We start from the raw sequence: 17,561 nt of genomic DNA, 5'->3' as shown, positions 1-17,561 counted from the left end.
GACTTATGCCTCCTTAATGGGTGCCAGCGCCTGAGCCAGATCGGCAGACGTCAGCGGTCGCAGGGACACCTCAAAGCTGAAGCTCTCAAAACGGGTGCGATAGGAATCGAGCACCTCGGAACCCCAAGAGTTCGAGCCAAGGCCGAGCAGCTGGTCGTTGATGTTGACCGTAACCGAGTCGCCCGGGACAAGATCGTAGACATGCTTGGCATTATCGATAGTCTCGCAGCTATAGGGCCATGCGGAGAACGAGAACGGATTGGAAGCGGCGTCGCTCGGACGCGTCACGACCAGACCGTCACCGTGGCTGGAGCGCAGGGCGACCCAGCGAGTACCCTCGCGGTTGGCGCAGTCCTGGGGCATAACGTAGGGCGTGAACATGTCGTCGACCGTAGTGCGGTAATGACCGACCGGGTTGGCGCGCAGCGAGTCCGGATAGTTCTCGCCCGGGCCGTGGCCATACCACTCGACGGCACGATCACAACCGGGAACCTCGAAGGAGATGCCGATGCGCGGGATAATGTCCGAATAGTCGCCGTAGGGATCGCCGGAAACCTTGAGGTCGACGCGGCCACTCGGAAGCACGGTATAGACGAGCTCGACGCGCATGCCGAACGCGCGGACGGGAGGAGCGATACGCTGGCTCACGGTAACGACGACCGCATTGCCGTCCTGCTTCCAAGAAACATTGCGGGTAGACGTCTGCATCACATCGATGAAGTTATCCTTCCACAGGGAGTCGTACTCCTGAGCGTGGTTATCGACGAGCGGATGCCAAAAACCAACCTGGGGACCGGAGGTCATGACGTCGCGACCGGATGCCTTCCACTCGCTCACGGTACCGTTGACCTTGCTGAAGGTCAGCTCGCCGTTGAGGGAGCGAATACGAATCTCCTGCTCGGTCTCCTCGACCGTAAGCTCAGGACGAGTGGGGGCGGCAATTGCCGGCGCCGGATGGTTTGCGATGGCAAACTGGCTTGCACCCAGTTGGAACATCGGCTCGCACCAGGCGTGAGCCGCCATGGTGTAGGCGTGCACGGTCAGCAGGGTCTCGCCCACTGCGGCCTCGCGAATCACCAGCGGAAGCTGGACGGACTCGCCGGGGGCAACCGCACCGGGCATGAGCGTCTTGCGGCAGACCACGTCGCCGTCCACCAGGGTCTCCGCCGACAGGCAGACATCCTCGAGGGTGGTAAACCAACGCTTGTTGGTGACGGTCAGCTCGCCCGCCTCGGCATCGTAGGCCATGCGAACCGGGCAGATGACCTGGCCGTACTCGGTAAGGCCCGGGCTCGGCTGCTGCCAGGGGAACACCATGCCGTCGATGCAGAAGTTGCTGTTGTTGGGGTAATCGCCGTTGTCGCCGCCATACATGTCGTAGGCAACGCCGTCCTCGGTCACAGCAGCCAAACCGTGGTCGCACCATTCCCAAATAAACTGGCCTTGGATGCAATCCCAGCGATCGAAGACCTCCTGGTACTCGGACAGGCCTCCGGGACCATTACCCATGGAGTGGCCGTACTCGCAGTTGATGCGCGGCTTGGGGAACGGATGCTCGCCAAAGTCGTTCATCTGCGACACGCGGGAGTACATGGTGGAAATGACGTCGACGGTATCGGCGTTGCGATCCTCCTCGTAGTGGACCGGACGACCGTCGAGCTCGTGAGCTTTGGCGTACATCGCGCGAATGTTGCAGCCATAGCCGCTCTCGTTGCCCATCGACCACATGATGATGCACGCGTGGTTGCGTTCCTGCATCACCAGGCGCTCAACACGGTCAACGTAAGCCGGCTCCCAGGCAGGGTCGTCGGTGACCAGGGCGATATTGCCGATATTCTCGAAGCCGTGGCTCTCCATATCGGTCTCGGCGACCAGCATGATGCCGTACTCGTCGCACAGCTCGTAGAAGCGCGGATCGTTGGCGTAGTGGGACGTGCGCACCGCGTTGATGTTGTGCTGCTTCATGAGCTCCAGGTCGCGGCGCATGCGCTCGAGACCCACGGCGCGGCCCTTGTGATCGTCGTGGTCGTGGCGGTTGACGCCATGCATCTTAAAGTAGGTGCCGTTAAGGTAGATATGATTGCCCTCGACCGTCACCTCGGCAAGGCCTTGGCGATGCGGAACGTACTCGCTGATCTCGTCGCCGTCGTAGACCTCAAGCGTAAGGTCATAGAGGAAGGGGTCCTCGGGGTTCCAGAAGTGGGCATCGGCAACGCTGCACTCGGCATGGCCGTCGACGCACTCGCCCGTAGCGACCACATTCTGGCCATCGCTGAGCGTATACACGACGCGACTTGCGCCCTCGGCAACCGTATCGAGCGTGATCAGAGCGGCATCGCCCTCGCGGTGCGTGCGGAACCTAAAGTCGACCAGATGCGCGGCGGGACGCTGCATGAGGTACACATCGCGGAAGATGCCCGATGCCCACCACATGTCCTGGTCCTCGATGTAGCTACCATCGCTGTACTGCAGAACCTTGACCGCAAACAGGTTGTCGCCCTCGACGAGCGCGTCGGTCACGTCAAACTCGGCGGACAGGCGCGAACCCTTGGTCATGCCGATAAACTTGCCGTTGACATACAGCTCGCCGTAGCTCTCGATACCGTCGAAGCGAATAATCTCGCGAGCGCCGGCAGGCACGGCGGGAAGTTTGACGATGCGCTGGTAGACGCCCGTAGGGTCGTCGGAGGGAACGAACGGCTGATCCACCGGGAACGGAAAACCCTCGTCGGTGTAGGCAAGGTTGCCATAGCCGTCTACCTGCCACAGGTGCGGAACCTCCACGTGATCCCACTCGGGCTCGTACGTGCAAAGTGCTTCGTTTGAGACGGCCGCGGGGCCCTCAAAAAGGCGGAACTGCCACGAGCCGGACAGCTGGACAAATCCGCGCGACAGCTCGCGGCTGTACGTAGCGGCGAGATCGGCGGTCTCATAACCCATAAAGTACGCATGGGGTGCCAGGCGGTTCCTGTGGGTGAGCGCTTGGTTTTCCCAATCGTTAATGGCGTCCATGGTGATGCTCCTTCGTCATCGTAGTGCTTCTTTGTGCAACCGGTTGTCCTTATCTTACGGGCGGTACAAAAATCTGTGCAACCGGTTGTCCGCCGAACGGTCGATTTTGTCGGATTAACGGTGCAACCGGTTGTACAACCATGCTACTTATGTCACCCTAAGCTTAGGTGCACAGCACGGGGCATCGTTCTTGAACTCACAGGCAACTGTCGCGCCTGCCTATGTCTCGCCCATACATGCCGTGCTCAGTCGCAGTTTGATTGCAAAACGACACCGGCCACCGGATACCATGGACGCCGTTCACGCGCGCTATAGTAATCTGTATCCGCATTAGCCTTTATCGATAGCCCACCGACCCAATTGCACAGGAGACGCCATGACCCAACCAGCACGCACCGCACCCACGCTTGCCGAGGTTGCTGAAGCTGCCGGTGTTTCGCGCTCCACGGCATCGCGTGCCCTCAACGACTCCCCCCGCATTAGCGAGGAAACTAAAAAGCGCGTCCGCGCAGCGGCGAAAAAGGTTAACTTCGTTCCCAACGCACGCGGCCGGGCGCTCGCCGTCGGACGCACGGAAATTATCGCCGTACTAGTTACCGAGCCTTTGAGCGAGCTGTTTAGCGATCCCACCTACAGTGAGTTTTTAAGCGGCATTACCGAGGAACTTTCGGAGTCGTCTTACTTGCCCGTGATCTTGCAGGCATCTTCCTCGCATGAGCGCAACCGCGCACGCGAGCATTTTGAGCGCCGCTCGTTTGACGCCGTCATCGACGTCTCGCCCTACAAGGGCAGTGAGCTGCTCGAGGTGCTGCGCGAGCTGGGCGTACCCACTGTGTTATGCGGCCAGCTCGAGGGCCATCCCTATCGCGACGTGTTCTCGACGGTCTACTCCGACGACGAAGAGGGCGGACGCTTTGCGGCGCTCGCTATGAAAGATCGCGGACGCAAGGACATCGTTGCCGTGCTGGGGCCGCAGGATAACCCCGCCGTCATCGACCGCCTTCGCGGCTACCGTGCAATTTTGGGCGAAAGCCTTCCGGATGAAAATGTCATCTATACCGGATGGAGCAGCGGAGACGGCTACCAAGCCACGCGGCGGTTGCTCGCGCGCGAAATACATGCCGACGGCGTGCTATGCGGATCGGACCGTATCGCAACCGGCGTTATCGCCGCATTCAACGAAGCAGGAATTAGCGTACCCAAAGACATTTCGGTCGTGGGCTTCGATGACCACGAGGTCGCAGCTCGCAGCGTCCCCGCGTTGACGACCATTCGTCAGCCGCTTCGCGAGGAAGGCCGCATGGCCGCAGGCATTGCGCTCGATATGATCAATGGCGCCGTGCCCACCACCACCGTCATGCACATGCAGCTCGTTCAGAGAGACTCACTGTAGGAAACTGGGCCGGGCTTTCCGCTAGGCTGCTTTAGCAGAAAGCCCGGCCCATTCCGAACGCCGATTCTGGGATGTACTTTCCGCCAGAAGCTCAACCGGAAAGTGCGACCCGTTATTTGGCTGGATTCTGGGTCGCAGTTTCCGCGACGTCCGGTCACCCTATGTCCTCGCAACGCCCGCGCATAAAAAACGAGGGAAGGCACGCGTCCTTCCCTCGTTACAGGCAATATGTAGCCGCTTGCCTACATCAGGCGCAGGCTGACGTCCTTGAGCTGGGCGCCGGAAACGGCACTCGGAGCGCCCGACATAAGGTCGGAGCCACTGGCCGTCTTGGGGAACGCCATGACGTCGCGGATGGAGTCGGAACCGGCGAGCAGCATGCACACGCGGTCCAGACCCAGAGCGAAACCGCCCATCGGGGGCGCACCAAACTTGAGGGCCTCCATGAGGAAGCCAAACTGAGACTCGGCGCGCTCCTCGGAAAAGCCCAGGAGCTTGAGCATGGACATCTGCATCTCGGCGTTGTGGATACGCATGCCGCCGCCGCCGGCCTCAAAGCCGTCCATGACAAAGTCATAGGTGCACGAACCGGCTGCCAGCGGATCGGCCTCGATCTTAGCGATGTCGGTCTCAGTCGGCAGGGTGAACGGCTGGTGCTCGGCAGCGTAAGCCTTGCGGTCCTCATCCCAGTGGAACAGCGGGAAGTTGACGACCCACAGGAAGTCGTGACCCTCGCGCTTGATCTCGAGCGCATTGGCCATGTGCGAACGCATGCCGCCCAGGATCTCGTCGGAGAGCAGACGCGGGCCGGCGGCGAACATCACAAGGTCGCCGGGCTCGACGTCCATGCGCTCGCGCAGAGCCGCCATCTCCTCGTCCGAGAAGAACTTGACGATGGGGCTGTTGATGGAGCCGTCCTCGCGGAAGGCGATCCAGGCCAGGCCCTTGGCGCCAAACGTGGAGGCCACGCCGGCGAGCTTATCGATCTTGGCACGTGCCCAGGCACCGGCGCCCTTGGCGTTAATGGCCTTGACGACAGAACCCTCCTCGTTTGCGGCAGTCGCAAAGACCTTGAACTTGGAGTTGGCAAAGATGTCGGTCAGGTCGACCAGATGCATGCCATAGCGGGTATCGGGCTTGTCGGAGCCATAGGTGTCCATGGCCTCCCAGTAGTTCATGCGACGCAGCGGCGTGGGCATCTCGACACCCATGCGGCCGAAGGCATCGGCCAGGACCTCTTCGAGCGCGCTCATAACGTCGTTCTGGTCCACGAAGGACATCTCGATATCGACCTGAGTGAACTCGGGCTGACGGTCGGCGCGCAGATCCTCGTCGCGGAAGCACTTGGCAACCTGGTAGTAGCGCTCAACGCCACCGACCATGAGCAGCTGCTTCAGGAGCTGCGGGGACTGCGGCAGGGCGTAGAAGTTACCCGGCTGGATACGGCTGGGAACGATGAAGTCTCGAGCGCCCTCGGGCGTGGACTTAAACAGGGAGGGCGTCTCGACCTCCATGAACTCACGGTTGTGCAGCGCCTCGCGAATGGCAAAGGTGAAGTCGGAGCGCAGCTTGAGGTTGGCCATCATCTCGGGACGACGGAGGTCCAGATAGCGATAGCGCAGACGGGTGTCCTCGCTGGTCTCGATGCCGTCCTCGATCTGGAACGGCGGGGTGACGGACGTGTTGAGCACCTCGGCGTGGTCGGTCAGGACCTCGATCTCGCCGGTCGCGAGCTTGGTGTTGGTGGTCTCCTCGCCACGGGCGCGCACGACGCCGTGAATCTTGATGGGCCACTCGGGACGCATGGTCTCGGCAATCTTAAAGGCATCGCCGTCGGAGTGCTCGGGGTCGAAGGTGAGCTGCGTGATGCCCTCGCGGTCGCGAAGGTCGCAGAAGATAAGGCCGCCGTGGTCGCGGCGACGGCTCACCCAACCGGTGAGGGTGACCTCTTCGCCCACGTTCTCGAAGCGAAGCTCGCCGCAGGTACGGGTGTGCATGGAATGCTCATCGATGGGACGGGTCTGGCTCATACCAGTGATCCTCCTTTATGGATCTGTGCCGCCCCGTGTCGTTCCGGGCGGCGTCGTACAGATTTGCCCAGCCTGCGTAAACCGCGCAGCCAGACATGGCGTTCTATCTTATCGCACCCGCGTCGATGTGCCGCGAAAAAGTAGCTCTTGCCCAAAGACTTGACGGAGACGAAACAATTGACGCGGCCTGACCGTCACCAAGGCGCGCCGCGTGCGACAATGTGCCCCAATACAACTGCACTCGGAAAGGCCCGTCATGACCGCACGCCTCATCGTTATGGATATCGACTCCACGCTCATCAACCAGGAGGTCATCGACCTGTTGGGCGAGGAGGCCGGCGTGGGCGAGCAGGTAGCGCAGATCACCGAGCGCGCCATGCGCGGCGAGCTCGACTTTAAGCAGGCGCTCGAGGAACGCGTGGGGCTGCTTGCCGGCTTGGATGAGAGCGTATTCGAGCGCACCTTTGAGCGCGTGACGTTTACCCCCGGCGCGCTGGAGCTTGTGCGCTCGGCACACAGCAAGGGCTGGAAGGTCGGCGTGGTAAGCGGCGGCTTTCACGAAGTCGCCGACAAGATCGTGGCCGCCGCGGGCATCGACTTTTGCCTCGCTAACCGCCTGGAGGTCGTGGACGGCAAGCTCACCGGTAAGCTGGCGGCAGACATCGTGACCAAGGAGTCCAAGCTCATCCAGCTGCTGGATTGGGCGGTTGAGTGCGGTGTCGACATGGCCCACACCGTCGCGATCGGCGACGGCGCCAACGACATCCCCATGATTCAGGCCGCGGGCACGGGCATCGCGTTTTGCGCCAAGCCCAAGACGCGCGAGGCCGCCCCGTTTGCCATCGACGAGCGCAACCTGATGCTCGCCATGGACATCATCCTGCGTGACTAGCCGATCCGTCTAACAATTGAATCAGTCTGTCCTATAGTTTCCGAACAATTTTGTCTTAGTGTTCGGAAACATACCCTTTGAGTGCTAGACTTTGCGCCGTCGAAGGGAACATATATGGATAAGCGAGATCTTGAGCAGCTGCTGAGCGATGTTGCCGGCGGATCAGTCGCCCCTGCCGACGCGCTTACGCGCATCCAGACGGCGCCAACCGCCGATCTGGGTTTTGCGCAGCTCGATCTTTCGCGCGGGGTGCGCCAGGGAGCCGGCGAGGTTGTCTACGGCGCCGGTAAAACCGCCGAGCAGATTGCCGCCATTATCGAAGCGCTGCACGATGCCGGCCAGGAGCGCATCCTGGTCACGCGCCTGGACGCCGAAAAGGCAGACCGCACCTCGGAGCTCCTCGACAACGGCATCGACCTGGGATATGTCCCGGACGCACAGCTCGCCCTCGTGGGAGGCAAGCCCTCCCCTACCGGCAACGGACGCATCGTCGTCGCCTGCGCCGGCACGAGCGACCTGCCCGTCGCCGAGGAAGCCGCATTGACGGCCGAGTTCTATGGCAACGAGGTCGACCGCCTCTACGACGTGGGTGTCGCCGGCCTGCACCGTCTGCTCGCGCATGCCGAGGAGCTTGCCCAGGCACAGGTGGTCATCGCCATTGCCGGCATGGAGGGCGCACTGGCGAGCGTTGTCGGCGGCCTGGTGAGCTGTCCGGTCATCGCCGTTCCCACCAGCGTGGGTTACGGCGCGAGCTTTGGTGGCGTAGCCGCGCTACTCGCCATGCTCAACTCCTGCGCCAGTGGCGTTTCGGTCGTCAATATCGACAACGGCTTTGGTGCCGCCTACCAGGCAAGTCTTATCAATCATCTGAGCGCCGGCACATCCCGCGCCCGTTAAGGAGCATTCCATGTCCAACCATCAGCACACGCTTATCATCGACGGCACCTCGGGCATCAGCGGCGATATGACCGTCGCGGCCCTGCTCGACCTGGGCGCCAGCGAGGAACACCTGCGCGAACAGCTCGCCACGCTTCCGGTCGGCGGCTTTGAGATTGCCGTTACACGTGTAAACAAGCATGGCATCGACGCCTGCGACTTTGACGTTCAGCTGGCAGAGGAGCTCGAGAACCACGACCACGACATGGCCTGGCTCTACGGCAACGAAGCAGCTGCCGAGCACACACATGAGCATGAGCACCACCATCATGATCATGACGAGCACGAACACAAGCACTGCCACGAGCATGACCATGAGGGCCACGAGCATGACCATGAGGATCAGCATCACGCCCACCACCATCACCACCGTTCTTTGACGGACGTCAACGCCATCATCGATGGCTCGCAGCTCAGCGATGGCGCCAAGCGTCGCGCGCTCGCCATCTTTGCCGCGCTTGCCGCCGCCGAGGCCAAGGCCCACGGCAAAACGCCCGAGACCGTCATGTTCCACGAGGTAGGCGCCATCGATTCCATCGTTGACATCTGCTCGGTCGCCATCTGCCTCGATGACCTGGGTATTGAGGACATCGTGGTCGAGTCGCTCTCCGAGGGTCACGGCGCCATCCACTGTGCCCACGGCCTCATGCCCATTCCCGTCCCCGCTGTCGTCAACCTGTGCCAGGCGGGCAATATCGCCCTCACGCCCGCACCGGTCGCCGGCGAGCTCGTGACGCCCACGGGCGCCGCCATCGTCACCGCGCTGCGCACGTCCGACCAACTGCCCTCACGCTACCGCATCGAAGCCGTCGGCTACGGCGCCGGCAAACGCCCCTACGAAGGTTGCTCCGGTACGCTCCGCTGCCTGCTCGTTCACGCGGACGCATAGCCATGGATGCCCGCAAGGCAAAAAGCCGCGCTGCCATCGTTACGGCGTTCTCCGAGCTCCTTCGCGAGGAGGACTACGGCAAGATTACCGTCGGCGACATCATCGCGCGCGCTCACGTAGGCCGCGCAACATTCTACGGTCTCTTTAAGAGCAAAGACGACCTACTCGCCGCGCTCGTAAGCGATATCTGCACCCACGCCCTTGACGATGACGGTACGCCCCTCGATGACCCACTCGTACAGGTCGAGCATATCCTCAACAGCCTCTGGGAACGCCGTCAGGGCGTACGAGCCCTCGTAGCCGGTGCCGGCTCACGCGTCTTCGCCGACTGCTTACGCAAGACCATCATGTCACGAGCAGCCGAAACCGTGCCCGTCGACCCCTCAGGCCCCGCCGGCACCATGGACCGAAGCTTCCTACTACACCACATAGCCTCAAGCTTTGTAGGAATGGTCCAATGGTGGGCCTGGCACAACTTCCAAGCAGAAAAATCCGACGTAGCCAAAGACTACCTCTCAGCCATAAAACCCCTCTTCAACTAAGTAAACCCCTCATCCCAAAGTTCCGCCCTCATCTCAAAGCCCCGCCCCAACCCAAAGCACAATCCATCCCAAAGTATCGACAACAGCTCAACGCCCCCACCAGCAACAAGCCCCTCCCATCCAAATTCAGAAATATATGTTGGGTTGCTTGTTCCAACGCGACCAAGATCCCGCAGCTGGCCGCATGGGGTAACTTCCCAGCGCATTCCGCAGGACGCAAAAAGGCTCGCCGCACGAAGTGCGCAGCGAGCCTTTTTGCATGTCCGAGGACGCGCTGGGAAGTTACCCCATGCGGCCAGCGGACAACTATGTAGCCTCAGACTAGAACATACCCAAGAAACCGTGCACAAACAGCGCAGCCAGAGCGGCGCCGACAAACGGAGCGATGCCAGGAACGAGCAGGCCGTACTTCCAGTTGTTGTCAGCCTTGTTCTTGATCGGCAGCACCTGATAGGCCATGCGAGGACCAAGGTCACGGGCTTGGTTCATGGCGAAGCCGGTGATGCCGCCCATGCCCATGCCAACGGCCCAAACGATCAGGCCGACGCAGATAGCGAGCATCAGGACGTTCTCGCCAGCACGGTTAGCAGCAGCAAGGATGGCGCTGATGAACACAAAAGTGCAGATAGCCTCGCAGAAGAAATTACGGGCATAGTTCGTACCCTCGGTGGTGGGGTTGGTCGAGAAGATATTGCGCTGGGCAATGGGATCGACGACACCATCGGAAGCCTTGAACTCATCGGCATACATAAGCCAAGCGATTACGGCGCCCACAAAGCCGCCGAGCATATCGGCAATCATGAAGGGGATGCAGCTGCTCCACGGCACCAGGCCTACGATGCACTGAGCAAGCACCATGGCGGGGTTCATGCACACGGCGCCGCCAAAGACAAACAGGCAGACCGAGATGCCAAAAGACCAGGTGGTGATGGCAAACATGTGACCGGAGCCCTGATACTTGGTGCCCTTGAGCACGGTATCGCAGTGCACGCCCACGCCAAAGATGATCATGAGGGCCGTTGCGCCGAATTCGCAGAGGAGTTTGGTAAGCATAAAACCTTATCTTTCTTGTCGGTTAAAAACGATTCGTTTAGGCCACGCACTAGTGCTGCGCGACGACAACGCCCAGGCCATCGGGAATGACGGCCACCTTGGCATCGGCATCCTTCATCTCAAAGGCGAGCTTGAGCGCCTCATCGAGGGTGTTGACCGGCGTCATGTGCATATCCTTGATCATCTGGTGATCGCACAGATCGGTAACCATGATCACAGGGTGATGCGCCAGGATGCGGGCAAAGATCTGGCTCGTCCACTGGTCGGGCAGGGTCTCGTCCTTAGGACGGTCGATGCAGGCGCGCTCAAACTCTGCCGGATCATTGTCGGCGATGTTGTGATAGAAGCCCTCGCCACCGTGACCGTCGGCACAGCCGGCGACGTCGATGATCACACCGCCCTCGGGAAGCGTAGCCTCGGCAGAGCACATGCCCTTCACGGCCTGGTAGATGTTCTGGTCGAGCGGGTAGCCGCCATTGGTGGTGATGGCAATCTCACACTCGACGGGCTCAACGCCGGCAAGGCTCTTCACGAACTCGCAGCCAGCCTCGTGCGCCTTGTGAATGTCGCCGGCAAAGGAGCCAATGACCTCGTGCTTGCCGTTGAGCACCACGTTAAGCACAAAGGCAAGGTGAGCCATCTCGGCAGCGGCAAACATGTCCTCGCTCACGTGGTTGTGGCACAGGTTGCCGGCACGCGAATGAGAATCGTTCACAAACTGACCGTTGTGGTTGTACATGATGGTCTTGTAGCTGGCGATGCCAGGCAGGACGGACTTGCGGCTACCAGAGAAACCGGCAAAGAAGTGCGGCTCAATAAAGCCCTCGGCAAGCAGCAGGTCGCAATCGGCAGCGATCTTGTTGATGATGCACTCGCCACCAGAAGGCAGGGTGCCGATCTTTTTCATCATGCTGTCGTCAGTCGCGACGTGCATAACGATTTCCTCGTTGGCAACGATCTCCTCGCCATACTTGTTGACGAGCTCCTCGTGCGTCGACGGACGGTGCATACCCGTAGCAACCAAAATACGCACGCGAGCCTCGGGTGCAGCGGAGTGGATGTGATGCAGCAGAATAGGCATCGTCACACGCGAGGGAACGGGACGCGTATGGTCAGAGCTAATGATGACGATATCCTTTTTGCCAGCACAAAGCTCCTCGAGCGAAGGCGAGCCATAAGGGTTGGCAAGTGACTCCTCCACTAGCTCTTCCTGCGATTTCGTGGTCTTAAACTCGTTTTGATGACCTTCCATCACACCCGCGAAGTTCTTATCCTCGAGCTCCAGATGCAACGTCTTGTGGTCAAACGGCAGTTCACATTCAAACAATGACGAGCGCCCTCTTCCTTTTCAACTGACACACTAGATAAACCGTTGGAAGGATACGCCGCTCACCGAAAAACACCACCGTCCACCGACTCATTAACACAACGTTCATATTTGACCCACAACAAAACGGCCACGACCCCAAACGGGACCGCGGCCGCCTGTCAAAGACACTATAGACAGGATGATTTACGCAACGCCGAGGCAAACATCTACCCCGAGACGTTCGCACGTAAGCCATTTTGCATAAATGCGTTAATTAATTGCATAAAATGGCGCATGGATTTCTAGCCGTAACAGGGTAGTACCCTCCGGAGCGTGCATTTTTGCGAGTATTCAGCATCGCGGGATAAGATTTTGGTGTCAAAAGTCTTTCAAAAGGTAGATAGTCCTCATGACTCGTCCCATCTGGATAGAATGCGGCGAGAAACCAGCCATATATGATCGTCGCCAAAGCCCAATCGTCGTGCAAAAGCATCAACAGGAGCCGCGAACGTCACCCACAGCCTTATGCATCAATCTTTGGCTGCTGAAAACTCCGTTTTTTGCACGTCGCCCCAAGCACCACCCTCACCCAGCGGCTGATCCGCCGAAGACCGGACATCGCAGGGCCCGCCATTAGTTTACTTTTAGGCACACTCCGCAGGACGCAAGAAGCCCTCGCCGCACTCCACGCTATGCGCGAAGCGCGCCTTATTCCCTTCAGCTTTAATCCCAGAAGACCGAGGACGAAGGGGCCCGATGGGTTTCCCTCTGAATGCATTCCGCAGCACGAAGCCCTTTCCAAACGCGCGAAGCGCACCATCTTTTTCCCAGCCAGTAATCCGCCGAAGACCGGACATCGCAGGGCCCGCCATCAGTTTACTTTTAGGCACACTCCGCAGGACGCAAGAAGCCCTCGCCGCACGAAGTGCGCAGCGAGGGCTTCTTGCATGTCCGAGGACGTGCCTAAAAGTAAACTGATGGCGGACCCGGACGACTACAGGGCTATCGATTACCCCGTATTCTGCAATCCTGCCGAGACGCCGGTCACAGTCGAAAGAATCAGGCTCATGTACTCGGCCTTCTTCTCCTCGGCCATCTCGTCCTGGTTCATACGCACCTCGCGAAGGGCGCGGACCTGGGCGATGGACAGGGCGTCGACATAGGGGTTACGCACGCGGACGGCACAGCCGAGCACGCGGCGGCGCTGCAGCGGCCACTCGTCACCGACAATGGCAAGGACCCACTTACGCGTGAGCTGCATCTCGGTGAAGACCTTCTCGGACAGATCATGGCGATCGCCCAGGTGCAGATACATCTTGGCGATGCGCTGGTCGGTCTTGGCGATCGACATCTCGATGTTGTCGATAAAGGTGCGGAAGAACGGCCACTCCTGGTAGGCAGCCTTAAGCTGGTCCAGATCGCCAAACTGCTCGCAGGCGGTACCCAGGCCGTACCAAGCGGCCAGATTGATGCGCGCCTGGCTCCAGCTGAAGATCCACGGAATAGTACGCAGGTCGTCGAGCGACTTGGCACCCAAGCCGCGCTTGGCGGGACGCGAGCCGATCGGCAGCAAGCCGACCTCGGTCAGCGGAGTCACGGTCGAGAACCACGGTGTAAAGTCCTCGGTGTTCAGCAGGTCCAGATAGCGCTCGTGGCTTGCAGCGTTGAGCTTCTCGGCCATATCCCAGAACTTCTGGGTGGTCTCGGTGTTGGTCTTCTCGACGCTCGGAGCCGACTGTAAAAGCGTTGCGGCGGCAACGGACTCAACATGGCGCTGAGCCAGCGTGCGGTTGCCGTAACGGGCAAAGATGACCTCGCCCTGCTCGGTGAGCTTAAAGAAGCAGTTGACCGAACCCTTGGGCTGCGCCAGCACGGCCTTGTTGGCCGGGCCGCCGCCACGGCCCACGGCACCGCCGCGACCGTGCATGAGCACCAGGTCGATATCGTTCTTCTCGGCCCACTTGGCGATGCGCTCCTGCGCGGAATGCAGCGCGAGCATGGCCGTGGTAGGACCGGCGTCCTTGGAGGAGTCGGAATAACCCAGCATGACCTCCATGCGGCGGTTGGTCTGAGCAAGACGCTTTTGCACCACGGGCAGTGTAAGCATCTGGTCGAGCACGTCGACGCAGCCCTCGAGGTCCTCGAGCTGCTCGAACAGCGGGATCACGTCGAGCTCGGGAACGTCCTCCTCGTGCGCGAAGGACAGGTGGGCCAGCTCAAAGACGTCAGCCACGTGCTGAGCGCTCTTGGTAAACGAGATGATGTAGCGGTGCGCCATCTTCTTGCCGTAGCGCTTTTGGATGGAGCCGATAGCGCGGAAGGTATCGATGACCTCACGCGTCATGGGCTGCAGGTCGCCATGGATACCGTTCTCGTGGATATCCTTGAGGGCGCGGGCATGCACCACGGAATGCTGACGGAACTCCATCTCGACCATATGGAAGCCGAAGGACTCGACCTGCCAGATGATGGTCTGGACCGGGCCGTAGGCAGCACGGACGGCACCGCAGGCGGCTAGCGAGCGCTGGACGACGCGCAGGTCGTCCAGAAACTCATCGGCGCTGTGGTACATGGTGTCGGTGATGCGACGCACGGTGGCGTTCAGACGGTCGGCCATGACGAGCATGACGGCGCGATGCGGCTCGTGCTCGGAGATCAGCTCGGCGCGGGCCGTGTACCGAGGGCTCATCTCGACCTGATGGTTCCACAGGTTAATGAGCTCGGCCGACGGCTTGCTGTAGGTAGCCTCGAGCGTGAGGTTGCGGCCGATGTGGCGGCACTTGTCCTCGAGCTTGAGCACCATGTGCGTAAAGTACTTGGCAGCGACCTCGCGGCTCACCTTGGCGGTGACGTTGGGGTTACCGTCGCGATCGGAACCGATCCAGCTGCCGGGATGGAAGAACGCCGGGCACAGCGGCGGCACAGTACCGGCCTTGTCGCCCAGCACCCAGTCGTCAAAGCGACGATAGATAACGGGGATAACGTCGAACAGCGTGTTATCGAAGATGTCGATGATGGTATCGGCTTCCTCGACCGGCGTGGGCTTCTTGAGCGCGATGGGGCTCGTACGCACCAGGGCGTCGATCTCCTGCAGCATATGGCGCTCGTTCTCCACCAGGTCGGAGCCGCCCAGACGCGGACGCTCCTCCAGCAGGTTGGAGATACGGCGGATCTTGCCCTCGACGGCCTTACGACGGGCCTCGGTGGGATGTGCGGTAAAGACAGGGTGGAACTCAAGCTTGCCGAGCAGCTCGTTGGCACCCTCGACACCCATCTCGTTTACCAACTGGTGATAGGCGACGGTGAGTTCGTTAGCGGGATCGACCTCGGTATCGGTCGATGCGCCGGCCTCGCGCTCGCGCAGCTGCGCCACACGGTAGTTCTCCTCCGACAGGTTTGCCAGATGGAAAAAGCTCGTAAAGGCGCGGACAATGACCTGCTGCTTATCGAGCGGCAGGCTGTCGATCAAATCGACGACCTCACGAAATGCCACGGCAGTGGGCTCGTCGGCGGTGGGTACGCCCTGCTCGTCGACGGCTTCGTCGGCAGCGCAGGTACCGGGGTTGCCGGCATTGACCACAATCTCGGCTGTCAAAATCTTGTCGAACAGGTCCGCGATCTCGGGATCATACTCGCTAAGCACACGGCGCTCCAGGCGCAAGAACAGCGCCAGATTGTCGCGCAGCTCCTCGGGGATCTCGATCTCGGCGAGACGCTCCCTGGACTCGGCATTCGAGCCGATTCGGTTAACGAGGCGGTTGACCACGGCAGCGACGCGCGCCGCGGCTTCGGGTACAGACTGGTTGCTTAGGTTCTCAGCCACGTTTCCTCCCATTCCTCCTTCTATGCACGTAACATGCGGTATTCATTATAGGCGCTTGAGAAATACTTTCGACACTGATTGCGCTTTACCACACAAAAGTATTTTCTGCATTGCAAAGGTTTTTGCCCTAAATGGTCGTATTTCTCGGTGGGCGGCATACGTAAACGGGGGCATTCCGCATAAAAGCGAAACACCCCCGTAACAATCGCCCGCAATGAGCTGAACTTTTTAGTGAGTCCACAGCTCAAAAATCATGCGCTACAGGCGCTCGCGAACCGCCTCGACAACGTTAGCCAAATCGACCAGTACCTCGTCATGGCTCTCCATGTCGCGCACTTTGACCTTGCCGGCGGCAAGCTCGTCGCCACCCAGGACCAGGATGAGCTTGGCGCCCACCTTATCGGCCTGCTTAAACTGAGCCTTGAGCGAACGACCCTGATAGTCCGCCTCGGTCACGATGCCTGCGGCGCGAAGCTCCTGCGTAATGGTAAAGACGTTCTGGCGCAACTCCTTGCCGGCGTTGGCGACGTAGACACACGGGGCCTCATCGGCACCCAGATCGCTGCCAAAAGCCTGCAGGGCCAGCAGGGCGCGCTCAAAACCGACAGCGAAGCCGACGCCCGCCGTAGGCTTGCCACCCTCGAGCTCGACCAGGCCGTCGTAGCGGCCGCCGCCGCCGATGGAGCCGACGCCGGCGCCGGGGGCCTCGACCTCAAAGACGGTACGGGTGTAGTAGTCCAGGCCGCGCACCAGGGTGGGATCCTCGACATACTCGATGCCGGCGGCATCCAGATAGCGCTTGACCTGCTCGTAGTGCTCGCGGCACTCGTCGCACAGGTTGTCGCCCATCAGCGGGGCATCGGCCATGATCTCGCGGCAGTGATCGTTCTTGCAGTCGAAGGCGCGCAGCGGGTTAAGCTCGGCGCGCTCGCGGCACTCATCGCACATCTCGTCGGCGTGATCGAGAATGAACTGCTTGACCTGCTCGCGGTAAGCCGGACGGCACTGCGCATCGCCCATCGAGTTGATGAGCAGACGAAGCTTGGAAAGATCGAAACCAAGGCGCTTGTAGAACTCCATGAGCATGATGATGCACTCGGCGTCTGCCGCCGGATCGGGAGCGCCGAGCCACTCGATGCCCACCTGGTGGAACTGGCGCAGGCGGCCCTTCTGGGGACGCTCGCCGCGGAACATGGCCTCGGCATAGTAGGCCTTAAACGGCGTGGAGCCCTGAGGTACCAGGTTGTTCTCCACGACGGCGCGCACAACACCGGCCGTGCCCTCGGGGCGAAGCGCCAAGCGCTGCTTGGGCTTGAGCTTGGTATCGGTGCCCTCGGTAAAGACGCGCTCCAGGTTGGCGCCGCTGAACACGCGGAACATCTCCTTGCGCACGACGTCGGTCGATTGGCCAATGCCGTGGACAAACACGTCCACCTGCTCGATGGCGGGCGTCTCGATGGGCTTAAAGTCAAACGGCTCGAACACGCCGGCAGCGATCTGCTGCATCTTTTGCCAGGCGCGCATCTCGGCGCCGATAAGGTCGCGGGTTCCCTCCGCCTTCTGTGCCTGCATGGGCAAACACCTTTCTTTTGTATCGCGTCATAGGTAGTGGTCATTATACGGCACAAACACAAACCGCGGCGGCGCGTCTGACCGAACGAGGGTATGGGGACTCGTTCGGC

At 60.7% G+C, this 17,561-nt stretch carries 11 protein-coding genes; 5 read left to right on the top strand and 6 right to left on the bottom strand.

The window, feature by feature from the left end; genetic code table 11:
- Positions 1–3: 3 nt before the first annotated feature.
- A complete protein-coding gene (locus I2F59_RS06630; protein WP_195503632.1) occupies positions 4–3,012 on the bottom strand; it encodes a glycoside hydrolase family 2 TIM barrel-domain containing protein in 3,009 nt (1,002 codons plus the stop codon).
- A gap of 376 nt (positions 3,013–3,388) precedes the next feature.
- Between I2F59_RS06630 and I2F59_RS06625 the strand changes: the two genes are divergently transcribed.
- Positions 3,389–4,405, top strand: coding sequence for a LacI family DNA-binding transcriptional regulator (locus I2F59_RS06625; protein ID WP_195503631.1), 1,017 nt, complete (start codon positions 3,389–3,391; stop codon positions 4,403–4,405).
- Between the two features lie 242 nt (positions 4,406–4,647).
- On the opposite strand, the gene aspS is transcribed toward I2F59_RS06625, so the two are convergent.
- Positions 4,648–6,435, bottom strand: coding sequence for an aspartate--tRNA ligase (gene aspS / locus I2F59_RS06620; RefSeq protein ID WP_195503630.1), 1,788 nt, complete (start codon positions 6,433–6,435; stop codon positions 4,648–4,650).
- Between the two features lie 256 nt (positions 6,436–6,691).
- Here aspS and serB point away from each other — a divergent pair, with 256 nt between their 5' ends.
- The 4 genes from serB to I2F59_RS06600 all read left to right on the top strand — a co-directional run bounded on the left by serB (position 6,692) and on the right by I2F59_RS06600 (position 9,694).
- Complete coding sequence (serB, locus tag I2F59_RS06615) at positions 6,692–7,327, top strand: phosphoserine phosphatase SerB (protein WP_117563673.1); 636 nt, start codon at positions 6,692–6,694, stop codon at positions 7,325–7,327.
- Positions 7,328–7,441: 114 nt separating this feature from the next.
- Positions 7,442–8,224 carry a nickel pincer cofactor biosynthesis protein LarB gene (gene larB / locus I2F59_RS06610; protein ID WP_195503629.1) on the top strand — a complete coding sequence of 261 codons (783 nt, stop codon included), beginning with the start codon at positions 7,442–7,444 and terminating at the stop codon, positions 8,222–8,224.
- A 10-nt stretch (positions 8,225–8,234) separates the two neighbouring features.
- The gene (gene larC / locus I2F59_RS06605; RefSeq protein ID WP_195503628.1) at positions 8,235–9,152 is read left to right on the top strand and encodes a nickel pincer cofactor biosynthesis protein LarC; all 918 of its coding nucleotides are present in this window, start codon (positions 8,235–8,237) and stop codon (positions 9,150–9,152) included.
- A gap of 2 nt (positions 9,153–9,154) precedes the next feature.
- The gene (locus I2F59_RS06600; protein ID WP_195503627.1) at positions 9,155–9,694 is read left to right on the top strand and encodes a TetR/AcrR family transcriptional regulator; all 540 of its coding nucleotides are present in this window, start codon (positions 9,155–9,157) and stop codon (positions 9,692–9,694) included.
- Between the two features lie 321 nt (positions 9,695–10,015).
- On the opposite strand, the gene larD is transcribed toward I2F59_RS06600, so the two are convergent.
- The 4 genes from larD to hisS form a co-directional block, all read right to left on the bottom strand.
- Complete coding sequence (larD, locus tag I2F59_RS06595; protein WP_117790214.1) at positions 10,016–10,747, bottom strand: D/L-lactic acid transporter LarD; 732 nt, start codon at positions 10,745–10,747, stop codon at positions 10,016–10,018.
- Positions 10,748–10,796: 49 nt separating this feature from the next.
- Positions 10,797–12,074: a nickel-dependent lactate racemase gene (gene larA / locus I2F59_RS06590; protein WP_195503626.1), complete on the bottom strand. Its 1,278-nt coding sequence runs from the start codon at positions 12,072–12,074 to the stop codon at positions 10,797–10,799.
- A gap of 991 nt (positions 12,075–13,065) precedes the next feature.
- A complete protein-coding gene (locus tag I2F59_RS06585; RefSeq protein WP_411161346.1) occupies positions 13,066–15,879 on the bottom strand; it encodes a phosphoenolpyruvate carboxylase in 2,814 nt (937 codons plus the stop codon).
- 258 nt (positions 15,880–16,137) lie between these two features.
- The gene (gene hisS, locus I2F59_RS06580) at positions 16,138–17,451 is read right to left on the bottom strand and encodes a histidine--tRNA ligase (protein WP_195503624.1); all 1,314 of its coding nucleotides are present in this window, start codon (positions 17,449–17,451) and stop codon (positions 16,138–16,140) included.
- Positions 17,452–17,561: the final 110 nt, after the last annotated feature.

The sequence above is a fragment of the Collinsella aerofaciens genome (genome assembly GCF_015556945.1).
Lineage (GTDB): Bacteria > Actinomycetota > Coriobacteriia > Coriobacteriales > Coriobacteriaceae > Collinsella > Collinsella aerofaciens_AO.
Note: the sequence above shows the minus strand (reverse complement) of the source record. Positions and strands in the feature narration are given on the sequence as shown.